This is a genomic window from Streptomyces sp. NPDC019396 (genome assembly GCF_040632375.1).
Classification (GTDB): Bacteria; Actinomycetota; Actinomycetes; order Streptomycetales; family Streptomycetaceae; genus Streptomyces.
This window is the reverse complement of record NZ_JBEYBS010000023.1, coordinates 36624-63102: the sequence shown is the minus strand read 5'-3', so window position 1 is coordinate 63102 and position 26479 is coordinate 36624. Positions and strand designations below refer to the sequence as shown.

General features: G+C 70.4%; 24 protein-coding genes. 12 read left to right on the top strand and 12 right to left on the bottom strand.

Translation table 11 applies throughout. The features are described 5' to 3' along the window. Nucleotides 1-55 precede the first annotated feature (55 nt). The 4 genes from ABZ532_RS24530 to ABZ532_RS24515 form a co-directional block, all read right to left on the bottom strand. On the bottom strand, nt 56-631 hold the full coding sequence (locus ABZ532_RS24530) for a TerD family protein (RefSeq protein ID WP_361287608.1): 576 nt from the start codon (nt 629-631) through the stop codon (nt 56-58). 131 nt (nt 632-762) lie between these two features. Then, nucleotides 763-1338, bottom strand: coding sequence for a TerD family protein (locus ABZ532_RS24525; protein ID WP_361287605.1), 576 nt, complete (start codon nt 1336-1338; stop codon nt 763-765). A gap of 115 nt (nt 1339-1453) precedes the next feature. Continuing rightward, complete coding sequence (locus ABZ532_RS24520; protein WP_361287602.1) at nt 1454-1912, bottom strand: peroxiredoxin; 459 nt, start codon at nt 1910-1912, stop codon at nt 1454-1456. Nucleotides 1913-2043: 131 nt separating this feature from the next. Then, nucleotides 2044-2481 carry a DUF3052 domain-containing protein gene (locus ABZ532_RS24515; protein WP_361287599.1) on the bottom strand — a complete coding sequence of 146 codons (438 nt, stop codon included), beginning with the start codon at nt 2479-2481 and terminating at the stop codon, nt 2044-2046. A gap of 371 nt (nt 2482-2852) precedes the next feature. Between ABZ532_RS24515 and aceE the strand changes: the two genes are divergently transcribed. Next, nucleotides 2853-5600, top strand: coding sequence for a pyruvate dehydrogenase (acetyl-transferring), homodimeric type (gene aceE / locus ABZ532_RS24510; protein ID WP_361287596.1), 2748 nt, complete (start codon nt 2853-2855; stop codon nt 5598-5600). A gap of 105 nt (nt 5601-5705) precedes the next feature. Then, nucleotides 5706-6536: a potassium channel family protein gene (locus ABZ532_RS24505; protein WP_361287593.1), complete on the top strand. Its 831-nt coding sequence runs from the start codon at nt 5706-5708 to the stop codon at nt 6534-6536. Nucleotides 6537-6587: 51 nt separating this feature from the next. On the opposite strand, the gene ABZ532_RS24500 is transcribed toward ABZ532_RS24505, so the two are convergent. Both ABZ532_RS24500 and ABZ532_RS24495 read right to left on the bottom strand, forming a co-directional pair. Then, complete coding sequence (locus ABZ532_RS24500; RefSeq protein WP_361287590.1) at nt 6588-6983, bottom strand: peptidase inhibitor family I36 protein; 396 nt, start codon at nt 6981-6983, stop codon at nt 6588-6590. A gap of 186 nt (nt 6984-7169) precedes the next feature. Then, nucleotides 7170-8777 carry an MFS transporter gene (locus tag ABZ532_RS24495; RefSeq protein WP_361287587.1) on the bottom strand — a complete coding sequence of 536 codons (1608 nt, stop codon included), beginning with the start codon at nt 8775-8777 and terminating at the stop codon, nt 7170-7172. A 214-nt stretch (nt 8778-8991) separates the two neighbouring features. Between ABZ532_RS24495 and ABZ532_RS24490 the strand changes: the two genes are divergently transcribed. The 6 genes from ABZ532_RS24490 (at nt 8992) to ABZ532_RS24465 (ending at nt 14969) form a co-directional block, all read left to right on the top strand. Beyond that, entirely contained in the window at nt 8992-9693 is a 702-nt protein-coding gene (locus ABZ532_RS24490) for a TetR family transcriptional regulator (RefSeq protein WP_361287769.1), read from the top strand. Between the two features lie 77 nt (nt 9694-9770). Continuing rightward, entirely contained in the window at nt 9771-10982 is a 1212-nt protein-coding gene (locus ABZ532_RS24485; protein WP_361287584.1) for an alpha/beta hydrolase, read from the top strand. Nucleotides 10983-11053: 71 nt separating this feature from the next. Beyond that, nucleotides 11054-11932 (top strand): DUF4429 domain-containing protein, encoded by an 879-nt coding sequence (locus tag ABZ532_RS24480; RefSeq protein ID WP_361287580.1) that lies wholly within the window; start codon nt 11054-11056, stop codon nt 11930-11932. Nucleotides 11933-12032: 100 nt separating this feature from the next. Next, nucleotides 12033-13391 (top strand): sensor histidine kinase, encoded by a 1359-nt coding sequence (locus tag ABZ532_RS24475; RefSeq protein WP_361287577.1) that lies wholly within the window; start codon nt 12033-12035, stop codon nt 13389-13391. After that, nucleotides 13388-14068, top strand: a complete 681-nt coding sequence (locus ABZ532_RS24470; protein ID WP_361287575.1) for a response regulator transcription factor — start codon at nt 13388-13390, stop codon at nt 14066-14068. The genes ABZ532_RS24475 and ABZ532_RS24470 overlap by 4 nt, the downstream gene beginning before the upstream one ends. Nucleotides 14069-14150: 82 nt before the next feature. After that, nucleotides 14151-14969, top strand: coding sequence for a serine hydrolase domain-containing protein (locus ABZ532_RS24465; protein WP_361287572.1), 819 nt, complete (start codon nt 14151-14153; stop codon nt 14967-14969). A 20-nt stretch (nt 14970-14989) separates the two neighbouring features. Here the strand turns inward: ABZ532_RS24465 and ABZ532_RS24460 are convergent, their stop codons facing one another. From ABZ532_RS24460 to ABZ532_RS24440, 5 genes are all read right to left on the bottom strand, one after another. Further along, entirely contained in the window at nt 14990-15652 is a 663-nt protein-coding gene (locus ABZ532_RS24460; RefSeq protein ID WP_361287569.1) for a hypothetical protein, read from the bottom strand. Continuing rightward, nucleotides 15649-17118, bottom strand: coding sequence for a HAMP domain-containing sensor histidine kinase (locus tag ABZ532_RS24455; protein ID WP_361287566.1), 1470 nt, complete (start codon nt 17116-17118; stop codon nt 15649-15651). Before ABZ532_RS24455 ends, ABZ532_RS24460 begins: the two co-directional genes overlap by 4 nt. Then, nucleotides 17115-17813, bottom strand: a complete 699-nt coding sequence (locus ABZ532_RS24450; RefSeq protein WP_361287564.1) for a response regulator transcription factor — start codon at nt 17811-17813, stop codon at nt 17115-17117. The genes ABZ532_RS24455 and ABZ532_RS24450 overlap by 4 nt, the downstream gene beginning before the upstream one ends. Nucleotides 17814-17843: 30 nt before the next feature. Next, on the bottom strand, nt 17844-19415 hold the full coding sequence (murJ, locus tag ABZ532_RS24445) for a murein biosynthesis integral membrane protein MurJ (RefSeq protein WP_361287766.1): 1572 nt from the start codon (nt 19413-19415) through the stop codon (nt 17844-17846). 239 nt (nt 19416-19654) lie between these two features. After that, complete coding sequence (locus ABZ532_RS24440) at nt 19655-20851, bottom strand: peptidoglycan bridge formation glycyltransferase FemA/FemB family protein (protein ID WP_361287561.1); 1197 nt, start codon at nt 20849-20851, stop codon at nt 19655-19657. A gap of 199 nt (nt 20852-21050) precedes the next feature. On the opposite strand from ABZ532_RS24440, the gene ABZ532_RS24435 reads away from it, so the two are divergent. After that, the gene (locus tag ABZ532_RS24435) at nt 21051-22256 is read left to right on the top strand and encodes an Ig-like domain-containing protein (RefSeq protein ID WP_361287558.1); all 1206 of its coding nucleotides are present in this window, start codon (nt 21051-21053) and stop codon (nt 22254-22256) included. A gap of 73 nt (nt 22257-22329) precedes the next feature. Here ABZ532_RS24435 and ABZ532_RS24430 read toward each other — a convergent pair whose 3' ends face one another. Further along, nucleotides 22330-22986, bottom strand: a complete 657-nt coding sequence (locus ABZ532_RS24430; RefSeq protein WP_361287555.1) for a pirin family protein — start codon at nt 22984-22986, stop codon at nt 22330-22332. Nucleotides 22987-23135: 149 nt separating this feature from the next. Between ABZ532_RS24430 and ABZ532_RS24425 the strand changes: the two genes are divergently transcribed. The 3 genes from ABZ532_RS24425 to ABZ532_RS24415 all read left to right on the top strand — a co-directional run bounded on the left by ABZ532_RS24425 (nt 23136) and on the right by ABZ532_RS24415 (nt 26450). Further along, nucleotides 23136-24341 (top strand): helix-turn-helix domain-containing protein, encoded by a 1206-nt coding sequence (locus tag ABZ532_RS24425; protein ID WP_361287552.1) that lies wholly within the window; start codon nt 23136-23138, stop codon nt 24339-24341. Nucleotides 24342-24430: 89 nt separating this feature from the next. Next, entirely contained in the window at nt 24431-25429 is a 999-nt protein-coding gene (locus ABZ532_RS24420) for an ACP S-malonyltransferase (RefSeq protein WP_361287549.1), read from the top strand. Nucleotides 25430-25448: 19 nt separating this feature from the next. Further along, nucleotides 25449-26450: a ketoacyl-ACP synthase III gene (locus tag ABZ532_RS24415; protein ID WP_361287546.1), complete on the top strand. Its 1002-nt coding sequence runs from the start codon at nt 25449-25451 to the stop codon at nt 26448-26450. Nucleotides 26451-26479: the final 29 nt, after the last annotated feature.

Here is a 26479-nt window from a genome sequence, read left to right as displayed (position 1 = left end):
CCATCGGTTTGTACGGACCCCGCGAGAACGCTCTTCCCCCGCGCCGCGCCCGGCTTTACGAAACGTTGACCCCGAAGTCTAGAGCGATGCCCCGAAGTCCCGACGCGTACCCCTGCCCCACCGCGCGGAACTTCCACTCGCCCCCGTACCGGTAGAGCTCACCGAAGATCATCGCGGTTTCGGTGGAGGCGTCCTCGCTCAGGTCGTAGCGGGCCAGCTCCTGACCGTCCGCCTGGTTCACCACGCGGATGAAGGCATTGCTGACCTGGCCGAAGGTCTGGCCGCGGTTGTCCGCATCGTGGATGGAGACGGGGAAGACGATCTTGTCGCAGTGGGCGGGAACCTGGGACAGGTCCACGATGAGCGACTCGTCGTCGCCGTCACCCTCGCCCGTGAGGTTGTCACCGGTGTGTGTGACCGAACCATCCGGGCTTGTCAGATTGTTGTAGAAGATGAACCATTCATCACCGAGCACACGGCCGGACTGGCAGAGCAGTGCGCTGGCATCGAGGTCGAACGGCGCGCCGGTGGTGGAGCGCGCGTCCCAGCCGAGCCCGATCAGGACCTGGGTGAGGTTGGGTGCGGCCTTGGAGAGGGAGACATTGCCTCCCTTGGCGAGCGTGACGCCCATGACGTGAGTCCTCCCCTTGGATGTGCGGTTGTGCAGGCGCGGGCGCGTCCGGCGCCGCACGGATGGTGTGCGGCGCCGGACACGGCACGGAGCTTCCGCCGGCTGTGTGGCACCGGCTGTGAGCTGTCGGCTCAGACGTTGACGCCGAAGTCCTGCGCGATGCCGCGCAGGCCCGAGGCGTAGCCCTGGCCGATGGCCCGGAACTTCCACTCCGCGCCGTTGCGGTACAGCTCGCCGAAGACCATGGCGGTCTCGGTGGAGGCGTCCTCGCTCAGGTCGTAGCGGGCCAGCTCCTGGCCGTCCGCCTGGTTCACCACGCGAATGAACGCGTTGCGCACCTGGCCGAAGGACTGCTGACGGCTCTCGGCGTCGTAGATGGAGACCGGGAACACGATCTTGGCAACGTCGGCCGGGACCGACGCGAGGTTCACCTTGATCTGCTCGTCGTCACCCTCGCCCTCACCGGTGAGGTTGTCACCGGTGTGCTCGACGGAGCCGTCGGAGCTCTTGAGGTTGTTGAAGAAGACGAAGTTCCCATCGATGGCGACCTTGCCCTCGGCGTTCGTCAGCAGGGCGCTGGCGTCGAGGTCGAAGCCGGTACCGGTGGTGGTGCGGACGTCCCAGCCCAGACCGACGGTGACCGCCGTCAGGTTGGGGGCGGCCTTGGTCAGCGAGACGTTGCCGCCCTTGCTGAGGCTGACTCCCACGAGTCCTCCCATGTAGATGTCAGGGGCAGCGCCCCCGTCGTGCGATGGCATCGGATCAACGACTGGATCCTAGTGACGGGTTCCCCACCGAAACCAGACACATCGACCGATGAGGTCAGAGCGCGTCGAGCGCCTTCACGTAGTCATGGAGATCCCTGGCGTCGGGCAGGTCGTTGACCACACTCCAGCGCACCACGCCCGACTTGTCGATGACGAAGGTGCCGCGCACGGCACAACCCTTGTCCTCGGCGAAGACGCCGTAGGCCCGCGCCGCCTCGCCGTGCGGCCAGAAGTCGGAGAGCAGGGGGAATTCCAGCCCCTCCTGCTCGGCGAACACCCGCAGGGTGTGCATCGAGTCGGTGGAGACGGCGAGCAGCTGGGTGTCGTCGTTGACGAACAGCGTCATCTCGTCGCGGAGCGCGGCGAGCTCACCCGTGCACACTCCGGTGAAGGCGAACGGATAGAACACCAGCACCACGTTCTTCTCGCCGCGGAAGCCGGCCAGGGTCACGGTCCGCCCGTGGTTGTCCTTGAGTGTGAAGTCCGGGGCCTCGCTGCCGAACTCGATCGCCATGTGCGCTTCCCTCTTCCTTCTCCGGTCCGGCACGGGCGGGTCCCGGACCGGATGGCGGACAGCCTACGCAAAAGGCCCCTGCCGACGGCCATCACGGTCCGTCGGCAGGGGCCCTGCGGGTGGGGCTTGGCTCAGCGCTTGGACTTCGCCGCCTTGGGCGTGACCAGCCTGCTGCCGGTCCAGTCCTTGCCCGCGTTGATGCTCTTGGTCTGGGAGAGACCCGCGGTCTGGGCTGCCTCGTTGATGTCGCTGGGCTCGACATAGCCGTCACGGCCGGTCTTCGGCGTCATCAGCCAGACCGTTCCGCCGTCATCGACCAGACCGATGGCGTCCACCAGTGCGTCCGTGAGGTCTCCGTCCTCGTCGCGGAACCACAGCAGGACGACGTCAGCCACGTCCTCGTAGTCCTCGTCGGCGAGTTCCTGGCCGGTGACAGTCTCGATGGCCTCACGGAGCTCCAGCTCGACGTCATCGTCGTAGCCGATCTCCTGGACCACCTGTCCGGGCTCGAACCCCAGCTTCGCTGCCGGGTTGGTCCGCTCCTCCGCGTGGTCCGCGGTCGCGCTCACGGCTTGCCTCCTGATCTTGTTCGGAAAATGCTTCAGCCGCGCGCGTACGCGAGGCATTGGCCGTAGTCCACACGGGCGGGACGGATCGCGCAAGTACCCGGCCGCCGAGACCGCCGAAACGGTGACGATTGCGGCCGTCCCGCCTCAACTCCAGACACCTCTGCCACGAGGGGCTGCCGGACCGTCCTACCCTCTTCGCCACCTTTGTACGCTTCCGCAGCGCCCGTCCGCCAATCGGGGACGCATGGTTACTCATCGGTAGAGATGACGTAATTGCTCCCGGGGTACACGATGGGGAGCGGTGTCACCCGCGCAGCACAGCAGCAGCACACCCAGCGACATCCCCAGCAACCGAAGAGCGAAGGAACAGCGTGGCTTCCGGATCCGATCGCAACCCGATCATCATTGGCGGCCTGCCGAGCCAGGTCCCGGATTTCGATCCGGAGGAGACCCGGGAGTGGCTCGACTCCCTGGACGCCGCCGTGGACCAGCGCGGCCGTGAACGGGCCCGCTATCTGATGCTGCGCCTGATCGAGCGGGCTCGCGAGAAGCGTGTGGCCGTGCCCGAGATGCGCAGCACGGACTACGTGAACACCATCGCCACCAAGGACGAGCCGTTCTTCCCCGGCAACGAGGAGATCGAGCGCAGGATCCTGAACGCGACCCGCTGGAACGCCGCGGTGATGGTGTCCCGTGCCCAGCGCCCCGGTATCGGCGTCGGCGGCCACATCGCGACCTTCGCCTCCTCCGCCTCGCTCTACGACGTGGGCTTCAACCACTTCTTCCGCGGCAAGGACGAGGGCGACGGCGGCGACCAGATCTTCTTCCAGGGCCACGCCTCCCCCGGTATCTACGCGCGCGCGTTCCTGCTGGACCGGCTGAACGAGACCCAGCTCGACGCCTTCCGCCAGGAGAAGTCCAAGTACCCGAACGGGCTGTCGTCCTACCCCCACCCGCGGCTGATGCCGGACTTCTGGGAATTCCCGACCGTGTCGATGGGTCTCGGCCCGCTCGGTGCGATCTACCAGGCGCGGATGAACCGCTACATGGAGGCGCGCGAGATCGCGGACACCTCCAAGTCGCATGTCTGGGCGTTCCTGGGCGACGGCGAGATGGACGAGCCGGAGTCGCTGGGCCAGCTTTCCCTGGCCGCCCGTGAGGGCCTGGACAATCTGACCTTCGTGGTCAACTGCAACCTCCAGCGGCTCGACGGCCCGGTGCGCGGCAACGGCAAGATCATCCAGGAGCTGGAGTCGATCTTCCGCGGTGCGGGCTGGAACGTGATCAAGCTGATCTGGGACCGCACCTGGGACCCGCTGCTGGCCCAGGACCGGGACGGTGTGCTGGTCAACAAGCTGAACACCACGCCCGACGGCCAGTTCCAGACGTATGCCACGGAGACCGGCGACTACATCCGCCGGCACTTCTTCGGCGAGGACCACCGGCTGCGGGCCATGGTCGAGAACATGACCGACGCCCAGATCCTGCACCTGGGCCGCGGCGGGCACGACCACAAGAAGATCTTCGCGGCCTACTCGGCGGCCCGCGCCCACAAGGGCCAGCCGACCGTGATCCTCGCCCAGACCGTCAAGGGCTGGACGCTCGGCCCGAACTTCGAGGGCCGCAACGCGACCCACCAGATGAAGAAGCTGACGGTCGACGACCTGAAGGGCTTCCGCGACCGGCTGCACCTGCCGATCACGGACGCACAGCTGGAGAGCGGTCTGCCGCCGTACTACCACCCGGGTCGCGACTCGGAGGAGATCCAGTACATGCACGACCGCCGTCAGGGCCTGGGCGGGTACGTCCCGACCCGGGTGGTGCGGTCGAAGCCGCTGGCGCTGCCGGACGACTCTGCGTATGCGGCAGTGAAGAAGGGCTCGGGCCAGCAGTCGATCGCCACGACCATGGCGTTCGTCCGGCTGCTGAAGGACCTGATGCGGGACAAGGAGATCGGCAAGCGGTTCGTGCTGATCGCCCCGGACGAGTACCGCACCTTCGGTATGGACTCCTTCTTCCCGAGCGCGAAGATCTACAACCCGCTCGGCCAGCAGTACGAAGCCGTGGACCGCGAGCTGCTGCTCGCGTACAAGGAGTCGCCGACCGGCCAGATGCTGCACGACGGCATCTCGGAGGCGGGCTGCACGGCCTCGCTGACCGCCGCCGGTTCCGCCTATGCCACGCACGGCGAGCCGCTGATCCCGGTCTACGTCTTCTACTCGATGTTCGGTTTCCAGCGCACCGGCGACCAGTTCTGGCAGATGGCCGACCAGCTCGCGCGCGGCTTCGTCCTGGGCGCGACCGCCGGACGCACCACCCTGACCGGTGAGGGCCTTCAGCACGCCGACGGCCACTCCCAGCTGCTTGCCTCGACCAACCCGGCCTGCGTCGCCTACGACCCGGCCTTCGGCTTCGAGATCGCTCACATCGTGCGGGACGGCCTGCGGCGGATGTACGGCTCCGATGCCGAGCACCCGCACGGCGAGAACGTCTTCTACTACCTGACCGTCTACAACGAGCCGATCCAGCACCCGGCCGAGCCCGCCGACGTCGACGTCGACGGCATCCTCAAGGGCATCCACCGCTTCAAGCAGGGCGAGGCGGGCCAGATCCCGGCGCAGATCATGGCGTCCGGTGTCGCGGTGCCCTGGGCCGTGGAGGCTCAGCGGATCCTCGCCGAGGACTGGAACGTACGGGCCGACGTGTGGTCCGCGACCTCCTGGAACGAGCTGCGGCGCGAGGCCGTGGCGGTGGAGCAGCACAACCTGCTCCACCCGGAGGAGGAACAGCGCGTGCCCTATGTGGCGCAGAAGCTCGGCGCCTCCGAGGGCCCGTTCGTGGCCGTGTCGGACTGGATGCGGTCGGTGCCGGACCAGATCGCACGCTGGGTGCCGGGCCGCTACACCTCGCTGGGTGCTGACGGCTTCGGCTTCGCCGACACCCGCGGTGCCGCTCGCCGCTACTTCCACATCGACGCCCAGTCGATCGTGCTGGCGGTGCTCACCGAGCTCGCCAGGGACGGCAAGGTGGACCGCTCGGTGCTGAAGCAGGCCGTGGACCGCTACCAGCTGCTCGATGTGGCGGCCGCCGACCCTGGCGCGGCCGGTGGCGACGCCTAGGACCTGACCGCGAGGGGGCGGCGCGCAGAAATACCACGGCGGGTGGGGACGGTGCCTGGCACCGTCCCCACCCGCTTTTCCGATCCTCTGCCTACGATGCGCGGCATGAAGGAACGCACGGCGCAGATGCGCTGGGAAGCTCGCATGCAGGGCCCACTTCTGGGTCTCGCGCTGGCGTTCGGGCTGGCGTACGCCGTGCCGATCGTGGCACCGGACGCCAGGCCCTGGGTGCACCAGCTGTGTCAGACGGTGGAATGGGTGGTGTGGGGCGCCTTCGCCTGCGACTACGTCGTACGGCTGGCCCTGGCACCGTACAAATGGCTCTTCATCCGCAAACACCTCCTTGATCTCCTGGCCGTGCTGCTGCCGCTGGTGCAGCCGCTGCGGCTGCTGCGCGTGGTCGCCACTCTGCTGCTCGTGGGCCGGCGGGCCAGGATGGCTCCCCAGATCACGCTGACCACCTATGTGGCGGGCGCCGTGGTGGGGCTGATGATGTTCGGCTCGCTCGCGGTGCTTCATGTCGAGCGGAACGCACCGAACGGCAACATCAAGACGCTGGGCGACGCCGTGTGGTGGTCGTTCACGACGATGACGACCGTCGGTTACGGCGACCACGCGCCGACCACGGGCCTGGGTCGGGTGCTGGCGGTGGGTCTGATGCTGTCCGGCATCGCCCTCCTGGGTGTGGTGACGGCGAACATCGCGGCATGGTTCATCGCCCGCTTCGAGCGGGACGACGCGGAGGAGCGCCGTCAGACGGCCCTCCTTGAGGCTCTGACCAGGGAGGTCGGCCATCTGCGAGCCGAGGTGTCACGGCTGTCGGAGACGATGGGGGCGGTCGAGCCGTTGGATCCCGCCCCGCTGGCGGCCGACCGGACTCCCGAACCGGCTGCCGGGCCCGCACCGACCCGCACCGGATCTGAGCTGGTCCAGTGAGGTGACCGCACCCGGCTGTCCGGGCGATCCCTGAGGACCGCCAAACACGGTCTAGGTTTCCCAGACCTTGAATGCCCGCACCCGATAGGGGGATTGCGGCACCCAGGTGCCACCGCCCGGATACGTCTCGAACTCGCCAGTCTCGGCGCATTCCGCCGACTGATAGGTGGTGACGGGCCGTCCGGTGCGGTTGGCGAGGGCCGCAGCGGTGCTGCCGGCGGGCAGGGGGACACAGGACTCGATGTCGAGTCCGGACAGCTCATGGACCTGTCGGACGCCGGTGAAGTCCGGTCTCTCCCAGAGACAGAGCTCGCCCGCCGCGCAGGGACCCAGAGCCGCTCCGGGCGGCACCTCGGCCGAGGCCGCGGGAGCGGCGGGAGCCACGGGCGCGAGCACGATGAGTGCGCTGAACAGGGCCAGGACGGCAGCGGGAAGAGTCGTACGCATAAGGATCAACCCCCGTGTGGGCACGTGCGTGCGATGACGCACCATGTCGTATACGCAGAGTGACCGTTCGCCACGGCGTGGCGGAAGACCCGCAGGACGAGTTCATCCGGATGGGTGACAGCCCCGCCGGACGTGTCCGGCGGGGCTGTCACAACTGACGCGGTTGACGCAGCGGGCGTCGGACCGTCAGATGTGGGCCGCTCCCGCGCCCGCCTCCGCGTTCGCCCCACGCTTGGTGAACAGGGAGACCGCGGCCGCCGCGACCGCCACGATCCCCGCGACGGTGAAGGCCAGCACCATTCCCGACATGAAGGTGTCGTGGGCGACCTCGGCGATCTTGGCCGCGACCGGGGGCGGGGTTCCGGCGCCGACCGGTGCGACGCCGACCTCCACCGACTCCTTCGCCTGGTCGAGGTGCTGGGGCGGAAGCTGCGGGAGCCCCGCGTCCGTCCAGTTGCCCGCCAGGTCGGCGTTGACCTTGGCCGACATGACCGCGCCCAGCACCGCCGTACCGAGGCTGCCGCCGACCTGCATGGCGGCCTGCTGCAGGCCACCGGCCACACCGGACAGCTCCAGCGGGGCGTTGCCCACGATGACCTCGGTGGCACCGACCATGACCGGTGCCAGACCGAACCCGAGGAGGGCGAACCACAGGGACATCTGGAGGGTGCCGGTGTCCGTGGTCAGCGTGGTCATCCCGAACATCGCGACCGCCGTGGACACCATGCCGCCGACCAGCGGGACACGCGGGCCGAAGCGGGTGATCAGCGCTCCCGCCAGGGGCGACGAGACGATCATCATTCCGGTGAGCGGCAGGAGGTGCAGACCGCTGTCGATGGCGCTCATCCCGTGCACGTTCGCCAGGTAGAACGTGACGAAGAAGAGGCCGCCCATGAAGGCGAAAGCCATCAGGACCATCAGCACCGTGCCTGCCGACACCGGCACGGAGCGGAACAGCCGCAGCGGGATGAGTGGTTCCGCGACCCTGGTCTCCCACCAGGCGAACAGCGCGAAGAGCGCCATGGACCCGGCCAGCCAGCCCAGGGTGCCCGGGGAGCCCCAGCCCCATTCACCGGCCTTGATCAGCGGCCAGACCAGGGCGAACATCGCGCCGGACAGCAGCAGGATGCCCGGGATGTCGAACGACCTGGGCGCGTTCTCCGCGCGGTGGTCCCTGAGGATGAACAGTCCGAGCAGCAGCGCGATCGCGCCGACCGGCACATTGATGAAGAACACCGACTGCCAGTTGACGTGCTCGACGAGCACACCGCCCAGGATCGGGCCGCCGGCCGTGGAGGCGCCGATGACCATGCCCCAGATACCGATGGCCATGTTGAGCTTCTCGGCGGGGAAGGTGGCGCGCAGCAGGCCGAGGGCGGCGGGCATCAGCAGGGCGCCGAATAGGCCCTGGAGCACCCGGAAGCCGATCACGGGCGCGATGGCGTCCGAGAGGCCGATGGCACCGGAGGCCAGCGCGAAGCCCGTGACACCGATCAGGAAGGTCTGGCGGTGGCCGAAGCGGTCACCGAGCTTGCCCGCCGTGATCAGTGTGACGGCGAGGGCCAGCAGATAGCCGTTGGTGATCCACTGCACGTCGGCGAGCGAGGCGCCGAGGTCCTTGAGGATGGCCGGGTTGGCGATGGCGACGATGGTGCCGTCCAGCGCGACCATCATCACGCCGATGGCCACGGCGAAGAGCGTCAGCCAGGGGTGCCCGCGCAGCCCCTTGGCCGGTGCCGTTTCGGCGGGACGTACGCCCTCGGGCACCTTGTCGACGGTGGTCTGACTAGTCATGGCGGCAGATTAGTGACAGCGACTGACAGTTGACAAAGGATTTCATGAGTCGGTAACTGTCATGTCGCTCACAGGTACGCTCAACCGGAAAAAAGCAGCACAAGGACGGCAAGGGGCAGGCCAGCAGGTGACGGAGACCGGACCGCGCGAGCCGCAGAACGAGGCGCGGGACGACTCGCGCGGGGAGCGTGACGACTCGCGCGACGGCGAGGAGCTGAGAAAGACCGGACTGCGCGAGCTCAAGAAGCAGCGCACCCGGAACGCCCTGCTGCGCGCCGCGCTCGAACTGTTCACGACCCAGGGGTTCGAGCAGACGACCGTCGACGAGATCGCTGACTCCGTCGAGGTGTCCCAGCGCACCTTCTTCCGCTACTTCGCGAACAAGGAGGAAGCGGCCTTCGCGGTCCAGGACGTGGTCGAGTCCCATTTCCTCCAGGCCCTGCGCGAACGGCCGCCCGGCGAGAGTCCGTTCGAGGCCATGCGGGCCGCCGTGCGCTCCGCCTGGGACACCGTGGGCGAGGCCATCGAGGAGGTCGTCCCGGTCGAACTCCACATGCGGACCTATCAGATGATCGAGTCCACCGCCTCTCTGCTGGCCGTGCACCTGCGCCGCTCCGCCGAGCTGGACGAGCAGGTCGCCCGGCTGATCGCGGACCGCGAGGGCCTCGACGTCGAGACCGACCCCCGGCCGCGTGTCGCCGTGGCCGCGTTCACCGGGGTGATGCGGGTCACCGGCAGGCTCTGGGGGCAGGGCGGGGACGCGAGCATGGACGCGATCCGGGATCTGACCGAGAGTTACCTGGATCACCTCGTACCGGCCTTGGCCACCGAGTGGCGCACGCAGGCGGGTACGGAACAGGGCACACCGAGCGCCGGTCGCGCACCGGAACGTACGCGCGGGAACCACGCACCGTAATCACACACCTGTCGGACGCGTGATCTCCCTCACGGTCTTCGTGGGCGTCGTGAGAGGCCCCCTAGGCTGTCCCCTCAGTGACTCCCCTCGACTCATCACCCCCGCTCAACGTCTGGCGCGCCCTGCTCGCTCTCGCCGTCGTGTTCGTGCTGCTCACCACCACCGGCTGGACCGCAGTGCGAGATCAGCGCGCTCCCGCCGAGGCCGGCGAAGCCGCACTCGCCGCCTGGACGAAGGACCGGATCGGGTCCCGCGCGCTGCCCGACCCCGGTGCCCCGTCCGGACGACTCGCCCGGTTCTTCGCCTCCATAGGCACACAGGACGCGGTGAGACTGGCCGACCGGCACCCCCTGATCGTGGGGAATCTCAACGGCGCCCCGCTCACGCTGCGCTACCGCGCCAACCGCCTCGCGCTCACCGAGGCGCTCCGCGTCGAGGAGTCCCGCACGCGCGACGCCCGGCTCTCCGCGGAGGGCCGGGGCGAAGCGGTGCGGCGGATGCACCGGTTCGCCTCACTGCTGCAACCCGGCCGCCAGATCCTGGCCTTCGACCCCTCGGGCAAGGGCCGTGCGGCCGAGGTCCTCGGTGACCTCGACCGCGCGCAGCGGGTCTCGGTGGTCGTACCCGGTGTCGACACCAATCTGCTGACCTTCGAGAAGAGCACGCGGAAGTACACGGCCCCGGTGGGCATGGCGCAGTCGCTGTACGAGGCCGAGCGGACCGCCTCCCCCACCACCCGGACCGCCGTCATCGCCTGGGCCGACTACACCGCACCGGCCGGCGTGGGCCTGGACGCCTCCACCGGCAGGCTGGCAGCGACCGGCGCCGACCGGCTGGTGGCGATGACCGAGTCACTGCCCGGGTCCGCCAGGGTGTCCCTGTTCTGCCACAGCTACGGCTCGGTGGTCTGCGGGGTCGCCGCCCGCGAACTGCCGCGGCGAGTCGGTGACCTTGCGGTCGCCGGCAGCCCCGGGATGCGGGCGGAGAGCGCGGCCCAGCTCGGGACCGGCGCCCGGGTGTGGTCGATGCGCGACAGCGACGACTGGATCCAGGACGTGCCGTATCTGGAGGTCGGCGGGCTGGGTCATGGCGCGGATCCGGTCACGCCCGAGTTCGGGGCGCGGGTGCTTTCGGCGGCGCGCGCGGTGGGGCACGCCGGGTACTTCGAGCCCGGCACCGAGAGCCTCGCCAACTTCGCCGAGATAGGCGTCGGTGCGTATGGCGCGGTGAGCTGCGCGGACGGGGTCGGTGCCTGCCGAGCCGGACTCCAGGGGCAGAACACGGCTTGAGCATGTCCTCAAGCGCGTCAAGGACCCATCGAGGGGCGACGCGCGGGCGCACGCCGCCTACGATGAGGCACATGGGTGATGTTCTGGCCGGAAGTCATGCCGCCTGGGAGTTCGAACCTGACTCCGTACTCATCCGCTTCGCACGGGGGAATCGCGGCACGCCGAAGCTGTTCCAGGTGCTGGGTGAACGGCGTATCCCTCTCGAAGCGCTGGAGTCGGTGACCCTCTCCCCCGGCAAACGCGGCACGGTGGTACTGCACGCGGTGCCCAGACCAGGGGCGGATCCGCTGATGGACGCCGCCGACGGCCAGCTTCCGGAGAACTGCGACCCCTACCGCCTGGTGCTGCCCGCCGATCGCGAACTGGTCGCCGAGTACTACGCGGACGAGCTCCGCGCAGCGCTGCCCGGCGAGGACGCGGGGCCTTCGGCCTCGTACCTGGTGCCGTCGGTCGAGGCACCGCTGCAGTTCAAGGCGTACGACGGCAAGGCCGCGTTCGATGGCGAGAAAGTGACGTTCCGCTGGTCCTGGACGGGCGCCTCGTCCGCCAAGTGGAAGGCCGGTGACCAGACCGTCGCGGTCTCCGAACTGACCGGTGTGGAATGGCGCTCCCCCGATGTCTTCGACGGGTATCTGCGGCTGCTGCGCCGCCCCGGCGACCCGGCCCTGGACGGCATCCCGCCCGGCGCCGTGCCCCCGCAGGCCGACAAGGACCCGGCCGCGGTGGTGTTCGGCCTCGGATACGGACCCGTCCACGAGTCCCTGCCCTTCGCCGCAGCCGTGCTCGAGGCGATACGCGACGCCTCTACGGCGTCGGCACCCGTGCCGTCCGCCCACGACCCGGCGGGGGTCGCGGAGCGGATACGGCACCTCGGGGAGCTGCACAGCGCGGGTCTGGTGACGGACGAGGAGTTCCGGGCGAAGAAGGCAGAACTGCTGGCGGAGTTGTAGGCGCCGCTGCGCGGTGCGGTGTCATACCCCGGTATGACACCGCACCCGGTTCCGCGGTATGACGACCCGGACGGACCGGCCACCTAGGCTTGACCGCGCCATGTCCCAGAGAACCCCCTCCCTTTACCGCTACGCCATAGAGGCGCTACGCGGCCTGGCACACCCCTCGGACCCGCCGACCGCGCCGCCCGCCGGCTCTCCGAAGCGGTGGTGGCGCAGGATCCCCCAGGTCTTCGCGTTCGCGCTCACCGCGATCCTGGTGCCCACGACGACGTTCAACTTCATCGACATGTACGGGGCCAATCGCGGGCTCGCCGAAGTGCTCGCCGTCGGCAGCGCGGGCCCGCTGATGATGATCGTGCGCCGGCCGCTCCAGGCCTGGTGGATCATCTTCCCCTTCGACATCGTCTGCGCCCTCAACCTCGCGGGCACCGCGGACAACACCATCTGGCCCTGGCCGCCGCCCGTCATCATCGGCTACCTCTTCCTGATGCTGGCCCTGGCCCTGCGCGAGCCGCGCCGCACCCTGGTCACGGTCTGGCTGCTGACCGGCGTGGTGGGATTCTTCCTGGGGCAGCTCGCGACACCGGTCCCGGCAGGACGCGGCGGCAGCGGCGATGTGCTGCTGTTCGTGCTGAGCGGTGTGGTGCTGTTCATCGGCGCGGCCATACGCGAGCGCCGTGACGCCCAGCGCAGGCTGGCGGAACAGGAGACCATCAGCGAGGCCGAGCGGTCCCGGCGCACCCTGCTCGAGGAACGCACCAGGATCGCGAGGGAGTTGCACGACGTGGTGGCCCACCACATGTCCGTGATCACCGTGCAGGCCGACTCGGCGCCGTACCGGATCGACGGACTGCCCGACATGGCCCGCGAGGAGTTCGCCACGATCGCCTCCAGCGCCAGGGAATCCCTCGCCGAGATGCGCCGGCTGCTGGCCGTGCTGCGCAGCGACGGCTCCGAGGGCGAGCGGGCACCGCAGCCCGGACTCGACCGGATCCAGCAGCTCGTCGAGGCGACGGTACGGGCGGGAGTGCCGGCCGAACTGTCGCTCCAGGCGGCACTGGTGGGACCGGCCAGGCCGGACGACATACCGCAGTCAGTGGACCTGTCGGCGTACCGCATCGTGCAGGAGGCACTCGCGAACGTCATTCGGCACGCCCCGGGTGCGGCGACCCGTGTGTCGGTGACGGCCGACGACACGCATCTGACCGTCCTCGTGGTCAACGGAGCGACGGCCGAGCCCGTGTCGGCCCTGGAGAGCACGGGGACGGGGCACGGTCTGGTCGGTATGCGGGAACGCGTACGGCTGACCGGCGGCACCCTGGACACGGGGCCGCTGCCGGACGGCGGCTTCCGGGTGGCCGCGCGCATGCCGCTGGCGCCGGTGGGACCGATGGGAACCGAGGTGTCCGGGACACCTGTGGCATCCGTGATACCGAGTACGAGGGACGCTCTGTGACGATCCGCGTGATCATCGTCGACGATCAGGCCATGGTGCGCGCGGGGTTCGCCGCGCTGCTGTCCGCGCAGACCGACATCGACGTCGTGGGCGAGGCACCGGACGGCCGGGTGGGCGTCCAGGTCGCACGCTCCACGCACCCGGACGTGGTGCTGATGGACGTGAGGATGCCGGAGCTCGACGGACTCGCGGCGGCGAGGCAGATCCTGTCGCCCCCGCCGGGCGTGGTCCATGTGCCGAAGGTGCTGATGCTCACCACGTTCGACGTGGACGACTATGTGTACGAGGCACTGCGCGCAGGCGCCTCGGGGTTCCTGCTCAAGGACGCGCCACCGGCCGACCTGATCTCGGCGGTGCGTGTGGTCGCGGCGGGCGAGGCACTGCTGGCGCCCTCGGTCACCCGTCGCCTGATCGCCGACTTCGCGGCACAGCGGCCCGCGCCGCGCGGGGATCGCGCGGCTCTCCGGCTCGGTGGGCTCACCCCGCGTGAGACGGAGGTGCTGGAGCTGATCGCACGGGGGCTGTCCAACCTGGAGATAGCGGGGCAGCTCATCGTCGCGGAGCAGACGGTGAAAACGCATGTGGGGCGGGTGCTGTCGAAGCTGGGGTTGCGGGACAGGGCGCAGGCGGTGATCTTCGCGTACGAGTCGGGGCTGGTGCGCCCTGGGGGCGCGTGAGCCGGGGTGACCGAGGGCGCCCCGCTGCCATGGGGGCCTCGCGACCACGGGGTGGGGCCGGGCGTACTTTAGGGTCGTAGGCATGGAAAGCCTCGCGTTGATCGGGAACTGGCCCGTACCGGCCGCCGCCGCCGCTGTCGTCCGTGCCGATGGCACCGTCGCCGGGACGTACGGTCGGACGGCACACCGGTTCCCGCTCGCCTCGGTCACCAAGCCGCTCACCGCGTACGCCGCGCTGGTCGCGTACGAGGAGGGGGCCGTGGAGCTGGATGAGCCGGCCGGGCCCGAGGGGGCCACCGTGCGCCATCTGCTCGCGCACACCAGCGGGCTGGCGTTCGACGAGCACCGGGTCGTGGCCGCGCCAGGGACGCGGAGGCTGTATTCGAATGCCGGATTCGAGGTGCTCGGCGACCACATCGCGAAGGCGACCGACATCCCGTTCGCCGAGTATCTGCGGCAGGCCGTGCTGGAACCGCTGGGCATGACGTCCACGACGCTGGACGGCTCGCCCGCGAAGGACGGCGTGTCCACGGTGGACGACCTGGTGCGGTTCGCGGCGGAGGTCCAGGCTCCGCGGCTGCTCGATCCGCGTACCGTGCTCGAGGCGATGTCCGTGGTGCACCCCGGTCTGTCCGGGGTGCTGCCGGGCTACGGGCACCAGAAGCCCAACGACTGGGGCCTCGGCTTCGAGATCCGGGACTCCAAGGCCCCGCACTGGACGGGTGCTTCGTCATCCCCGCGGGCCTTCGGGCACTTCGGCCAGTCCGGCACGTTCCTGTGGGTCGATCCGGATGCCCGCGCGGCCTGTGTTGCGCTGACCGACCGGGCTTTCGGCCCGTGGGCGGTCGAGGCGTGGCCGCCGTTCACCGACGCGGTACTCGCCGAGCTGCGCGGGCGCTAAGGCGTGTTTCGCAACACGCCCTAGGGCTGTTCGGTCCCGTTGCTCGCGGCGGGCGGCGCCTTCGCCTGGTCCGTTTCGCCGGCGGAGGGCGTCGGTGCGGTGCCGGCGTGCACGTCGATGCCGCAGGTGGCGGGCGCCATCGAGATGTCCTGGCCGGTCAGCCGGACCTTGACACCGCCCTCGGCGTCCTCCGCATACGCGATCGTGCAGATCAGCTGACGCACCGCGGTCTCGTCGAGTCCGCCCAGGGCGATCGGCAACCCGGCCGAGACGCCGCCCTGCTCGGGCGCGAGGCGCAGAAACCCGCCGGGCTTCACCCGGGGCAGACCGGTGCCAAGCCCGGCCGCCAGATCCTCCTTGCCCGGGCCGGCGAGCAGTGCCTGGACCGCCTTCCCCGTCGTCGCGGGTGACGCCTCTCCGTCCGGCGATGCGCTTCCCGGGGGGAATCCGGCCGTGGAGCCCGTTGATTCCGAGTAGGCGGTCCGTATCACGGGGCTCAGCTCCCCGTCCGGCGCACGGAAGAAGAGCAGCATGTCGTCGCCGTGGGTCACAAAGGTCTGGATGGTCGCCGGACCGCCCGCCTCGACGACGTCCGTCTCCTGGATGCCGCACCCGGCGAGCAGCACGGCGACCGGCAGCGCGGCCGCGGCGGCGTACCGGTATCGCAGGCGGGCACGCCTCATCCGCTGGCCTCCTCCTCCGCGCGGAGCGGTATCTCCACGGTGAAGACGGCCCCGCCACCCGCCTGGTTCCCGGCGCGCACCGTGCCTCCGTGCAGCCGTACGTTCTCCAACGTGATGGCCAGTCCGAGCCCGCTGCCCGCCGACCGCGTACGGGCCGCGTCCGCCTTGTAGAAGCGGTCGAAGATATGCGGCAGCACATCGGGACTGATACCGGAGCCGCTGTCCGTGACCTCGGTGACCAGCACCGGGGCACTGTCGGAACGCGTCTCGGTGCGCAGCCGTACGGTGACGGGCGTGCCGCCGTGCCGCAGGGCGTTGCCGACGAGGTTGGCGACGACGATGTCGAAGCGGCGCAGATCGAGCCGGGCGCGGACGCCGTCGGGCAGCTCGGTGCGGACACCCCGCTCGTCGGTCCAGTGCCGGTTCTCCAGGGTCTTGCGGATGGCCTCCGCCGCGTCGACCTCGTCGGTGTTCAGCTCGGCCGCGCGGGCGTCGAAGCGGGAGATCTCCATCAGGTCCTCGACCAGCACGGCCAGCTTTCCGGTCTCGGTGCTGATCAGCCGGACCGCCTTGGCGGTGTCGGGGTCCAGATCGTCCGCGTCCTCGTCGAGTACCTCGGTGACGGCGAGCATTCCGGCCAGCGGGGTGCGCAGTTCGTGCGAGACGTCGGATGCGAAGCGGCGGGCGCGTTCCTCGGCCAGCCGGAGTTCGTGCACGGAGCGTTCGAGTTCGCCCGCCGACTCGTTGAAGGTGTGGGCCAGTTCGGCGAGTTCGTCGCTGCCCCTGACCTGGATGCGGGTGTCCAGCCTGCCGCTGCCCATGCTCTGCGCGGCCTGGCGCAGCTCGCGCACCGGGCGCAGCACACTGCGCGCCGCGAGCAGCGCGGGCACCAGGGCGATGGCGAGTCCGGGCAGGGCACCGTCGCGGGCCGCCGTGACGAGCGCGTCGACGTTGACCTGCTCGTCGGTCATCCGCATGACGGCGTAGAGGGTGAGCCGGCTGGGGATCACCCCGCTCGGGCCGACCTTGAAGACGGTGGGCATGCCGATGGTGAGATACGGGACGCCGTCCTTGACGACCCGCTGGAACGCCCCGTTGGGGTTGGCCGCGGCCGCCCGCCGCAGCTCGGGTGTGATCACGGTGGACACGGGGCTGGTTCCGGACGACGCGCGGATAGAGCCGTATTCGGCGAACACCACCCAGGGGTGGGGTTTGCCCTTGCGTGCGATCTCCCGGAGGACGTCTTCGAACCCCTCGGCCTGGATGGGCAGACCGAGGCCCATCAGCTGGACCTGGTCGCGGAACGACGAGACGGCGGTGTCCTGGGCCGTCTCCAGCAGGGCGTTGCGGGCCTCGCGGTAGGTCAGCGCGGCCGTGGTGCCCGCGCTGACCGCGGCGACCAGCAGGAAGGCGAGTACGAGCCGGATGCGCAGCCCGAATGCAGCGGTCCGCGCGCGGCGGATCACAGTGGTCCGAAGCGGTAGCCGAAGCCCCGCAGGGTCTGGATGTAGCGGGGGGTCCCCGCCTCGTCCTCGATCTTGTTGCGCAGGCGCCGTACGCAGGCGTCCACCAGCCGGGCGTCGGCGTGGTAGCTGTGCTCCCAGACGTGTTCGAGGAGTTGCTGTCTGCTGAACACCTGCTCGGGCGCGGCGGACAGATGGAGCAGCAGTTTCAGTTCGGAGGGCGCCAGCGCGAGCTGCCGTCCCGACTTGGTCACGGTCAGTCCCGCCCGGTCGATGGTGAGCTCGCCGTGTGTGTCCACGGCCGGGCGGCCCTGGCCGCCCGGGCCCTGGCCGAGGTCCTCGATACGGCGCAGCACCGCGCGGATCCTGGCCTCGATCACCTCGGTGCGGGCGGGCTTGACGATGTAGTCGTCGGCACCGGCCTCAAGGCCCACGACCACGTCGAAGTCGTCTCCGCGTGCGGTGAGCATGATGATCGGCAACTGGCTGTTCTCACGTACCCGCCGGCACACCTGGACGCCGTTCATCCCGGGCAGCATCAGGTCCAGCAGCAGCAGGTCGGGCCGGAACTCCTCCAGCGCGGCGAGCCCGGCCTCGCCGGTGGCGGCGGACCGTACGTCGTGGCCTCGGCGGCGCAGACCGAGCTCGACCCCTTCGCGTACGGAAGGGTCGTCCTCGATGAGGAGCACGCGGGGCATCGGGGTCTCCCTCGGTGATGTGCGATGTGGTCAGCGCCGGGCCAGTCTGCGGCGCAGGCCGGTGAGCAGCGCGTCGAGTTCGGTGAGCCGCAGCGGGCGGGCGAGCAGGGCGAAGGTGAGCACGATGGCGCCCGCGCCCGCCGCCGCGGCGGCCAGTGCTCCGGCCGGTGCGCTGCCGGCCGCCGCCAGATACCCCAGCGCGGTCGCGGGCACGGCGGCGAGCAGCAGTCGTCCATGGGAGCCGACGGCGGTGGACCGCAGCGGCGCGGAGACGGCCAGTCGGCGGCTGAGCACCATCCCCGTCGCCAGCCAGCCCGCGCACAGCGCCAGCGAGTACGCCGCCGCCATTCCCGTGACCACCCAGCGCGCGGGCAGCAGGTACGCGGCGGCCAGCGAGAGTCCCGCGTTGAGGCCGGCGATCACGAGGTTGAGCAGGAAGGGCGTACGGGTGTCGGAGAGCGCGTAGAACGTACGGGACAGGACGTACTGGCCGGACATCGCGACAAGCCCGGGCGCGAACGCCATCAGGATCGCGGCCATGGCGGCCGTGTCGCTCTCGCTGGTCACGCCGTACCCGAAGACCAGGGCCATCACGGGCTGGGCGAGGGCGAACAGCATGCAGGCGGCCGGGACCACGGCGGCGCCGGACGTGCGCAGGGCGTAGGAGACGTCGCGCCGGACCGCCGCGGTGTCCGCGTCGGCCGCCGCCGCGCTCATCCGCGGCACCAGCGCGGTCACCAGTGAGACGGTGATGATCCCGTGCGGTACGACCCAGAGCGCGTAGGCGTTGTTGTACGCGCTGTAGCCCGGGCCGCCGTCGAGTCCGGCCGAGGTCGCCAGCCGGGTCGTGACCCAGTACGCCGCCTGGTTGGCGAGCACCAGCAGCACCAGCCACCCGGCAGAACGCAGCGGGCGGGTCAGCCCGCTGCCGCGCCAGTCGAAGCGCGGTCGCCAGCGGAAACGCGCGGCGCGCAGGGCGGGGACGAGGGCGAGCGCCTGCACGGCGATGCCCGCGGTCGTGCCCCAGCCGAGCAGCGCGGTCTCGGTAGGCGTGAGCGTGCCGCCGCCGCCCAGCGCGAGGGCAAGATAGAGGCCGAAGACGGTGATGACGACGACGTTGTTGAGGACCGGGGCCCACATCATCGCGCCGAACCGGCCGCGCGCGTTGAGCACCTGCCCGAGCAGCGTGAACAGCCCGAGGAAGAAGATCTGCGGCAGGCAGTAGCGCGCGAACGCGACCGCCATCGCGGCATGGTCGCCGGTGTAGCCGGTGTACGCGTCGATGATCGCGGGCGCGGCCCAGACGGCGGTGGCCGTGATGACGAGCAGGGCGACGGTGCAGACGGTGAGCAACCGGTCGGTGTAGGCGGCGCCGCCGTCCTTGTGCTCCTTGGCCGCCTTGACCAGCTCGGGGACGAAGACGGCGTTCAGCGCACCGCCCATGAGCAGCATGTAGACGATGGTGGGGAGGGCGTTGCCGACCGCATAGCTGTCGGCGACCGGCCCGATGGTGCCGATCGCCGCGGCCACGACCGCGGACCGGGCGAAGCCGGTGGCACGGGACACGATGGACCCGGCGGCCATGACGGCACCGCTGCGCAGGGCGGAGGGCTGCTTCGCCCCGCGGCCCGGCTCATCGGCCCCGTCGCTCGCACCGTCGCCGTGCGGAACCTGCCGGGGCAGCGTGACCACCGCCTCCGCGGGCGCGGCAGGACCGTCGCCAGGGCCACCCGCCGCAAGCGGCGGCCCGGCCTCGCCGCGGGCGGAGACACCCCCCACCCCCGTGCCGGGGGTGCCTCCGCCGTTTTCCGCACCCGGGCCCGTCCGAGGCGTCCAACGCCTCATCGGCGGGCCAGGTACGCCTGGAAGGCGCGGTACAGCGTGTGGTTGGCGGTTCCGCCCAACGGTTTCTCCCATTCCCCCAGCGTCTCGACCGCTTGTCCGCCGGTGCCGAGCTTCCACCGCATCAGTCCGTACGTACGTTCGTCAGGGTCGAGTGTGGAGGGTACCCCGCGCATGTCGTAGACGTCGGCGCCCAGCGCATGGGCATCGAGCAGCATCCGCCACTGCAAGGCGTTGGACGGCCGGACCTCGCGGCGGTGGTCGGCGGACGCCCCGGTCTGGTACCAGACGCGGCGGCTCACCGTGATCATGGTGTGGGCGGCCAGTATCTCCCCGCCGTGGCGGGCCAGATACAGCTTCATCCGCCCGGGCACCTCCGCGTTGAGCACCGCGTACTGGCGCTCGTAGTACGACAGCGAGCGGCCGAGCCGGAAGCCGTCGCGCTCCTCGGTGATCCGCAGCAGCCGGTAGAACTCGGGGAGCTCGGCCGCGCTGCCCACCACCACCTCCACGCCCTCCTTCTTGGCGCGGCGGACATTGCGCCGCCACTCCTGGTTGAGCCCGGCCCACAGGTCGTCGGTGGTGCGTCCGGCCAGCGGTACCTGGAAGACGTGGCGAGGCTGGGCGTCCCCGTCCTCTGCGCCACCGGCCCCGCCGCAGCGGCGCCAGCCCCGGGCGCGGAGCCGTTCGGCGACCGCGGTGCCCAGCGGGTCGACCTCGCTGGCGAGGACGTCGGAGAGGTGTCTGCCGGGTCCGGCGGCCGACTTGAGCCGGGCGGCGTCCCAGCGCCGGTACGCGGGGGAAGGGCCGATGCGTACGGCGAAGGCGCCGGTGGCGCGCAGATGGTCCAGCAGGAGGGTGAGCCAGCCGTCGATGTCCGGGTCCGCCCAGTCGGCGACGGGCCCTTCGGGAAGGTAGGCGAAGTACTTGCGGGTGCCGGGGAACTGCCGCAGCAGGACCAGTGCGACGCCGGTCAGCGCACCCGCTTCCGGGTCCGGTCCCCAGCCGAGGAACTGCGCGCGCCAGCCCTCCTTGACGTACGCCCAGGACGGGCACTGGAGGAAGCCCGCACCGAGGGCCGCACCAGCCGGGGTCGTGAGGAAGGCGCGGTATGTCTCGACGGTGATGGGCGCCAGGCGGACGGCACGGTTCCATGCCTTCTGGCCATGGCCGGGCGGCACGAGCAGCGCTGACACGGGTGAGCCTCTCTTCCTCCCCGTGCTTTCGCGGGGACGTCGAGATGCTCACAGCCGCCGATGACCGGCCCGCGCGGCGAATGTGACCGGACCATGACCGTTCCTCACCAGTCGTTGTCACATGGCCCTTCACGGCCCTCACCGGCGGTTTCCCGGTTCTACAGTCGCGGCACTGCCCTGTTCCGGCCCCTGTTCAGCCATGGAGATTCTGTTGCACCGCAACCGTCACCGCATACGAGTGCGGGCCGTCGCCGCCGCGGCCCTGCTGGCACCGCTCGCCGCCTGCTCATCCGGCACCGCTCCCGCCCCGGCCGACGCCAAGGCCGCTCACGGCGACGAGAGCCCCGTCACCCTCGACGTCAGCCCGAAGGGGAAGCAGGCCGCCGCCGGCCAGCCCGTCAAGGTCACCGCGGCCGGCGGCAAGCTCACCGCCGTCACCGTCACCGACGCCAAGGGCCACAAGCTCAGCGGCAAGCTCACCCTCGACGGCACGGCCTGGACCTCGGACCGCAAGGCGGCCCCCGGCACGGCCTACGAGGTCACGGCGGCGACCCGGACGAAGGGCGGCACGGCCGGCACGGCCCGGGCCGCCTTCGCCACGGCCCGGGCGGACAAGGTCAACAAGGTGGACTGGCGGCCTGGCTCGGGCGCCACGGTCGGTGTCGCGCAGCCGATCTCGCTCGTCTTCGACCACCCCGTCAAGAACCGGGCCGAGGTGGAGAAGCAGCTCAGGATCACCACCTCGGACAACACCGAGGGCTCCTGGGGCTGGATGCGCGACTGGTCCGGCAACGACAGGGTGGACTGGCGGCCCAAGGCGTACTGGAAGCCCGGTACCAAGGTCACCCTCAACGCCGAGCTGGACGGCACCGATTCGGGGGACGGCGGCGGCTGGTTCGTGCGCGACTACACGACCACCTTCACCATCGGCGCCCAGCAGATCGTCAAGGTCGACCTCGACAGCCACCAGCTCACGCTGCTGCGCGACGGCAAGGCCGTCCGGCGTATCCCCGTCTCCGGTGGCACACCGGGCGGCGACAAGCGCTCCTGGCGCGGCACCGCCGTGCTGATGGCCAAGGAGGGCACGATCAACATGAACTCCGAGACCGTGGGCCTCGGCGACGCCTACGACAAGATGGTCGACTACTCGATGCGGCTGACCTGGTCGGGGATGTACGCGCACGCGGCGCCGTGGAACGCCCAGTACTTCGGCAACGCCAACCACAGTTCGGGCTGCATCGGGATGAGCGACGAGAACGCGGCCTGGTTCTACGGACAGGTGCGCCCCGGGGACCCGTTCGAGATCAAGGGCGAGGAGACCAAGGGCACGGTCGCGCCGGAGAACGGCTTCGGGGCGTGGAACCTGTCGTGGGAGGAGTGGCAGAAGAAGAGCGCACTGCGCTGACGCGCACCCGCCCGGCTCTGCGCCGTACACCGTCGAGGGGAGGCAGCGGTGCGGGCAGGGGCAGCGCAGGCGGTCAGTGGTTCAGCTCCCACATCAGCACCTCGGCCGGGGAGGCCCCCGCGAGCTCGAGGCCCAGCCCTCCGGTGATCCGCGCGGCGTCGCCAGGCCCGAGCTCGTCCCCGGCCAGCCGCACCACACCCCGCACCACGTGCACGTACACCAGGGGCGACTCCGGGACCGCGGTGCGTTCGTCCCTGCCGAGGCGGCGCACGTGCAGCATCGCCCCGGACTGCGGGAGGGCGTAGGGGGTGGAGTCGGCGATCCCCCGGACGACCTCGTACGACGGCTCCCCGCCGGGCTCCACGGGTGACAGCCACATCTGCACGAAGACCAGCGGCGCGTCGGTGTCGTTGCGCTCGACATGGCGCACCCCGCCCCCCGAGCTCAGCCGCTGCACATCGCCGGGGTGTACGACGGTGGCGCTGCCGGTGCCGTCCCGGTGCGTCAGCTCGCCCTCCACCACCCAGGTCACGATCTCGGTGTGGCTGTGGGGGTGCTCGGCGAATCCGGCCCCCGGTGCCAGCCGTTCCTCGTTGCAGGCGATGATCGCCCCGAAGCGCAGATTGTCGGGCTCGTAGAAACGTCCGAACGAGAACGCGTGCAGCGACTCGATGCCGGTGGCCTCGTCTCCACCCCGGTAGCGCCCCGCGGCGCGCCGTACGGAAATCACACGCTCCACGGTAGACGGTGACACATGGGCGGGTCCTCTCCTCGGCTCCCGGAGCTGACCCCGCGGACTCGCGGAGCGGCCCCCGCCCGAACCCCCGGTCCGGACCCCGAGTCTCCGCATAGGCGTCCTGATAAGGCACTCTTGTCCCCGTGCCCCATCCCGAACCCGCCGAGCCGGCTCTGCCCGCGAACGCCGCCCATCCGCACTCCGCGACCCTGAAGCGACTGGAGCAGTCCTCGGGGCGGCTCGCCGCGAACGCCATCGCCCGCATGGACGAGATGCTGCCGTGGTACCGGGCGATGCCACCGGAGAACCGGTCGTGGATCGGCCTGGTGGCCCAGGCGGGTATCGCGGCGTTCACGGAGTGGTTCCGGCACCCCGAGACACCCCAGGCGATCTCGACCGACGTCTTCGGCACGGCGCCGCGTGAGCTGACCCGGGCGATCACGCTGCGGCAGACGGTGGAGATGGTGCGCACCACCATCGAGGTCATGGAAGTGGCGATCGAGGAGGTCGCGGCGCCGGGTGACGAGTCGATCCTGCGCGAGGCCCTGCTGGTCTACGCGCGGGAGATCGCCTTCGCCACCGCCCAGGTCTACGCGCAGGCGGCCGAGGCGCGCGGCGCCTGGGACGCCAGGCTCGAATCGCTGGTGGTCAACGCGGTGCTGTCCGGCGAGGCCGACGAGGGCGCCGTCAGCAGGGCCGCGGCGCTCGGCTGGAACTCGCCGGAGCATGTGTGCGTGGTGCTGGGCACCGCCCCCGACGGGGACAGCGAGCTCACCGTGGAGGCCATCCGCCGCGCGGCCCGGCACGCCAAGCTCCAGGTGCTGACCGGTGTGCTCGGTGACCGGCTGGTGGTCATCGCCGGTGGCAGCGACAACCCGCTGCATGTCGCCAAGGGCCTGATCGGCCCCTACGCGGCGGGGCCCGTGGTGGCCGGCCCGGTCGTACCGGATCTGCTGGCGGCGACACGCTCCGCGCAGGCCGCCGCAGCGGGGCTCAAGGCGTGTGCGGCATGGCAGGATGCCCCGCGTCCGGTTCTGGCGGACGATCTGCTGCCGGAACGCGCCATCGCGGGCGACCCTTCAGCGCGCGAGCAGTTGGTGGAGGAGATCTACAGACCACTGGAAGAAGCCGGCTCGGCGCTGCTGGAAACCCTCAGTGTCTATCTGGAGCAGGCCAGCAGCCTCGAAGGCGCCGCCCGGATGCTCTTCGTCCACCCCAACACCGTTCGCTACCGCCTCCGACGTGTGACCGACGTCACCGGTTGGTCACCCTCTGATGTCCGCTCCGCGTTCACTCTCCGGATCGCACTCATCCTCGGGCGTCTGGTAGACGGCGATCTCCAGTCCTAGTCTTTTGTCGAACACCGACAATTCCCCTGACGGTTCTTGGTCCCTGTCCCCACGGGCGGCTCGGACCATCCACAAGAGAGAGTGTGAGGGTGCTCGTACTCGTCGCTCCCGGCCAAGGCGCTCAGACGCCCGGCTTCCTGACTCCCTGGCTCGAACTCCCCGGCGCCGCGGACCGCATCGCGGTCTGGTCCGACGCCATCGGACTCGACCTTGCCCACTACGGCACAAAGGCCGACGCGGACGAGATCCGCGACACGGCCGTGGCTCAGCCGCTGCTCGTCGCGGCCGGTCTGCTCTCGGCTTCCGCGCTGCGTGAGGCGCTCGGCGACGCGCGCGAAGACTTCGCGCCCGGCGCCCTCGCCGGTCACAGCGTCGGCGAGATCACCGCTGCCGCGTTCGCCGGTGTCCTCGACGAGGCGGCGGCACTGCGTCTCGTACGGACCCGGGGCCTCGCGATGGCCGAGGCCGCCGCCGTCACCGAGACGGGCATGTCGGCGCTGCTCGGCGGTGACCCCGAGGTGAGCATCGCGCACCTGAAGAAGCTCGGACTGACTCCGGCGAACGTGAACGGCGCGGGCCAGATCGTGGCCGCCGGCACCAAGGAGCAGCTCGCCGCGCTGGACGCGGACAAGCCCGAGGGTGTCCGCAAGGTCGTGGCACTCAAGGTGGCCGGCGCGTTCCACACGCACCACATGGCGCCCGCGGTCGCAAAGCTGGAGGAGGCCGCCAAGGCGCTGGCCCCCATGGACCCGAAGGTGCCGTACGTCTCGAACAGGGACGGTGCCGTCGTCACGGCGGGCGACGAAGTCGTCGCCCGGCTCGTGGGGCAGGTCGCCAACCCGGTGCGCTGGGACCTGTGCATGGATACGTTCAAGCAGCTGGGTGCGACTGCGATCATCGAGGTGTGCCCCGGCGGCACCCTCGTCGGTCTGGCCAAGCGCGCCCTGCCCGGCGTGCGGACACTCGCGCTGAAGACCCCAGATGACCTCGAGGCGGCCCGCACGCTCATCGCGGAGTCCGCGGGCGCCACGGCCCCCGCCGCCGACGCCTCGCACGCCGCAGACGCGGCGGGCTCGCCCAGCGCCTGACGAAGGAGCCGTAAAGCGCATGTCGAAGATCAGGCCCAGCCAGGGCGCGCCGTACGCACGGATCATGGGTGTCGGCGGTTACCGCCCCACCCGCGTCGTGCCCAACGAGGTGATCCTGGAGACGATCGACTCGTCCGACGAGTGGATCCGTTCCCGCTCGGGCATCGCGACCCGGCACTGGGCGAACGACGAGGAGACCGTCGCCGCGATGTCGATCGAGGCGTCGGGCAAGGCCATCGCCGATGCCGGGCTGACCCCGGAGCAGATCGGCGCCGTGGTCGTCTCCACCGTCTCGCACTTCCACCAGACGCCTGCCATCGCCACCGAGATCGCCGACAAGCTCGGCACGAACAAGGCCGCGGCCTTCGACATCTCGGCGGGCTGTGCCGGCTTCGGCTACGGACTGGCCCTCGCCAAGGGCATGGTGGTGGAAGGTTCCGCCGAGTACGTGCTGGTGATCGGGGTCGAGCGGCTCAGCGATCTGACCGACCTGGAGGACCGCGCCACGGCCTTCCTGTTCGGCGACGGCGCGGGCGCGGTCGTGGTCGGGCCGGCGAAGGAACCGCGGATGGGCCCCACGGTCTGGGGCTCCGAAGGCGACAAGTCGGGCACGATCAAGCAGACCGTGTCGTGGGCGGAGTACCGCAACGGGACTCCCGAGCGCTTCCCGGCCATCACCCAGGAGGGCCAGGCGGTGTTCCGCTGGGCCGTGTTCGAGATGGCGAAGGTCGCCCAGCAGGCGCTGGACGCGGCCGGAATCAGCGCGGACGACCTGGATGTCTTCATCCCGCACCAGGCCAACATGCGGATCATCGACTCGATGGTGAAGACCCTGAAACTGCCGGAGCACGTCACGGTCGCCCGTGATGTGGAGACCACCGGCAACACCTCGGCCGCCTCGATTCCGCTCGCGATGGAGCGGCTTCTGGCGACCGGAGAGGCGAAGAGCGGCGACACCGCGCTCGTCATCGGCTTCGGGGCGGGGCTCGTCTACGCCGCGACGGTCGTTACCCTCCCCTAGGCAAGCATGCGGATCTTCCGGACTTCCGG

Coding starts and splice junctions, on each gene's coding strand:
- ABZ532_RS24435 (WP_361287558.1), top strand. CDS start 21,051: ATGGAGATTCTGTTGCACCGCAACCGTCACCGCATACGAGTGCGGGCC.
- ABZ532_RS24530 (WP_361287608.1), bottom strand. CDS start 631: ATGGGCGTCACGCTCGCCAAGGGAGGCAATGTCTCCCTCTCCAAGGCC.
- ABZ532_RS24450 (WP_361287564.1), bottom strand. CDS start 17,813: ATGCCCCGCGTGCTCCTCATCGAGGACGACCCTTCCGTACGCGAAGGG.
- ABZ532_RS24465 (WP_361287572.1), top strand. CDS start 14,151: ATGGAAAGCCTCGCGTTGATCGGGAACTGGCCCGTACCGGCCGCCGCC.
- ABZ532_RS24415 (WP_361287546.1), top strand. CDS start 25,449: ATGTCGAAGATCAGGCCCAGCCAGGGCGCGCCGTACGCACGGATCATG.
- ABZ532_RS24505 (WP_361287593.1), top strand. CDS start 5,706: ATGAAGGAACGCACGGCGCAGATGCGCTGGGAAGCTCGCATGCAGGGC.
- ABZ532_RS24500 (WP_361287590.1), bottom strand. CDS start 6,983: ATGCGTACGACTCTTCCCGCTGCCGTCCTGGCCCTGTTCAGCGCACTC.
- ABZ532_RS24475 (WP_361287577.1), top strand. CDS start 12,033: ATGTCCCAGAGAACCCCCTCCCTTTACCGCTACGCCATAGAGGCGCTA.
- ABZ532_RS24480 (WP_361287580.1), top strand. CDS start 11,054: ATGGGTGATGTTCTGGCCGGAAGTCATGCCGCCTGGGAGTTCGAACCT.
- ABZ532_RS24460 (WP_361287569.1), bottom strand. CDS start 15,652: ATGAGGCGTGCCCGCCTGCGATACCGGTACGCCGCCGCGGCCGCGCTG.
- ABZ532_RS24520 (WP_361287602.1), bottom strand. CDS start 1,912: ATGGCGATCGAGTTCGGCAGCGAGGCCCCGGACTTCACACTCAAGGAC.
- ABZ532_RS24495 (WP_361287587.1), bottom strand. CDS start 8,777: ATGACTAGTCAGACCACCGTCGACAAGGTGCCCGAGGGCGTACGTCCC.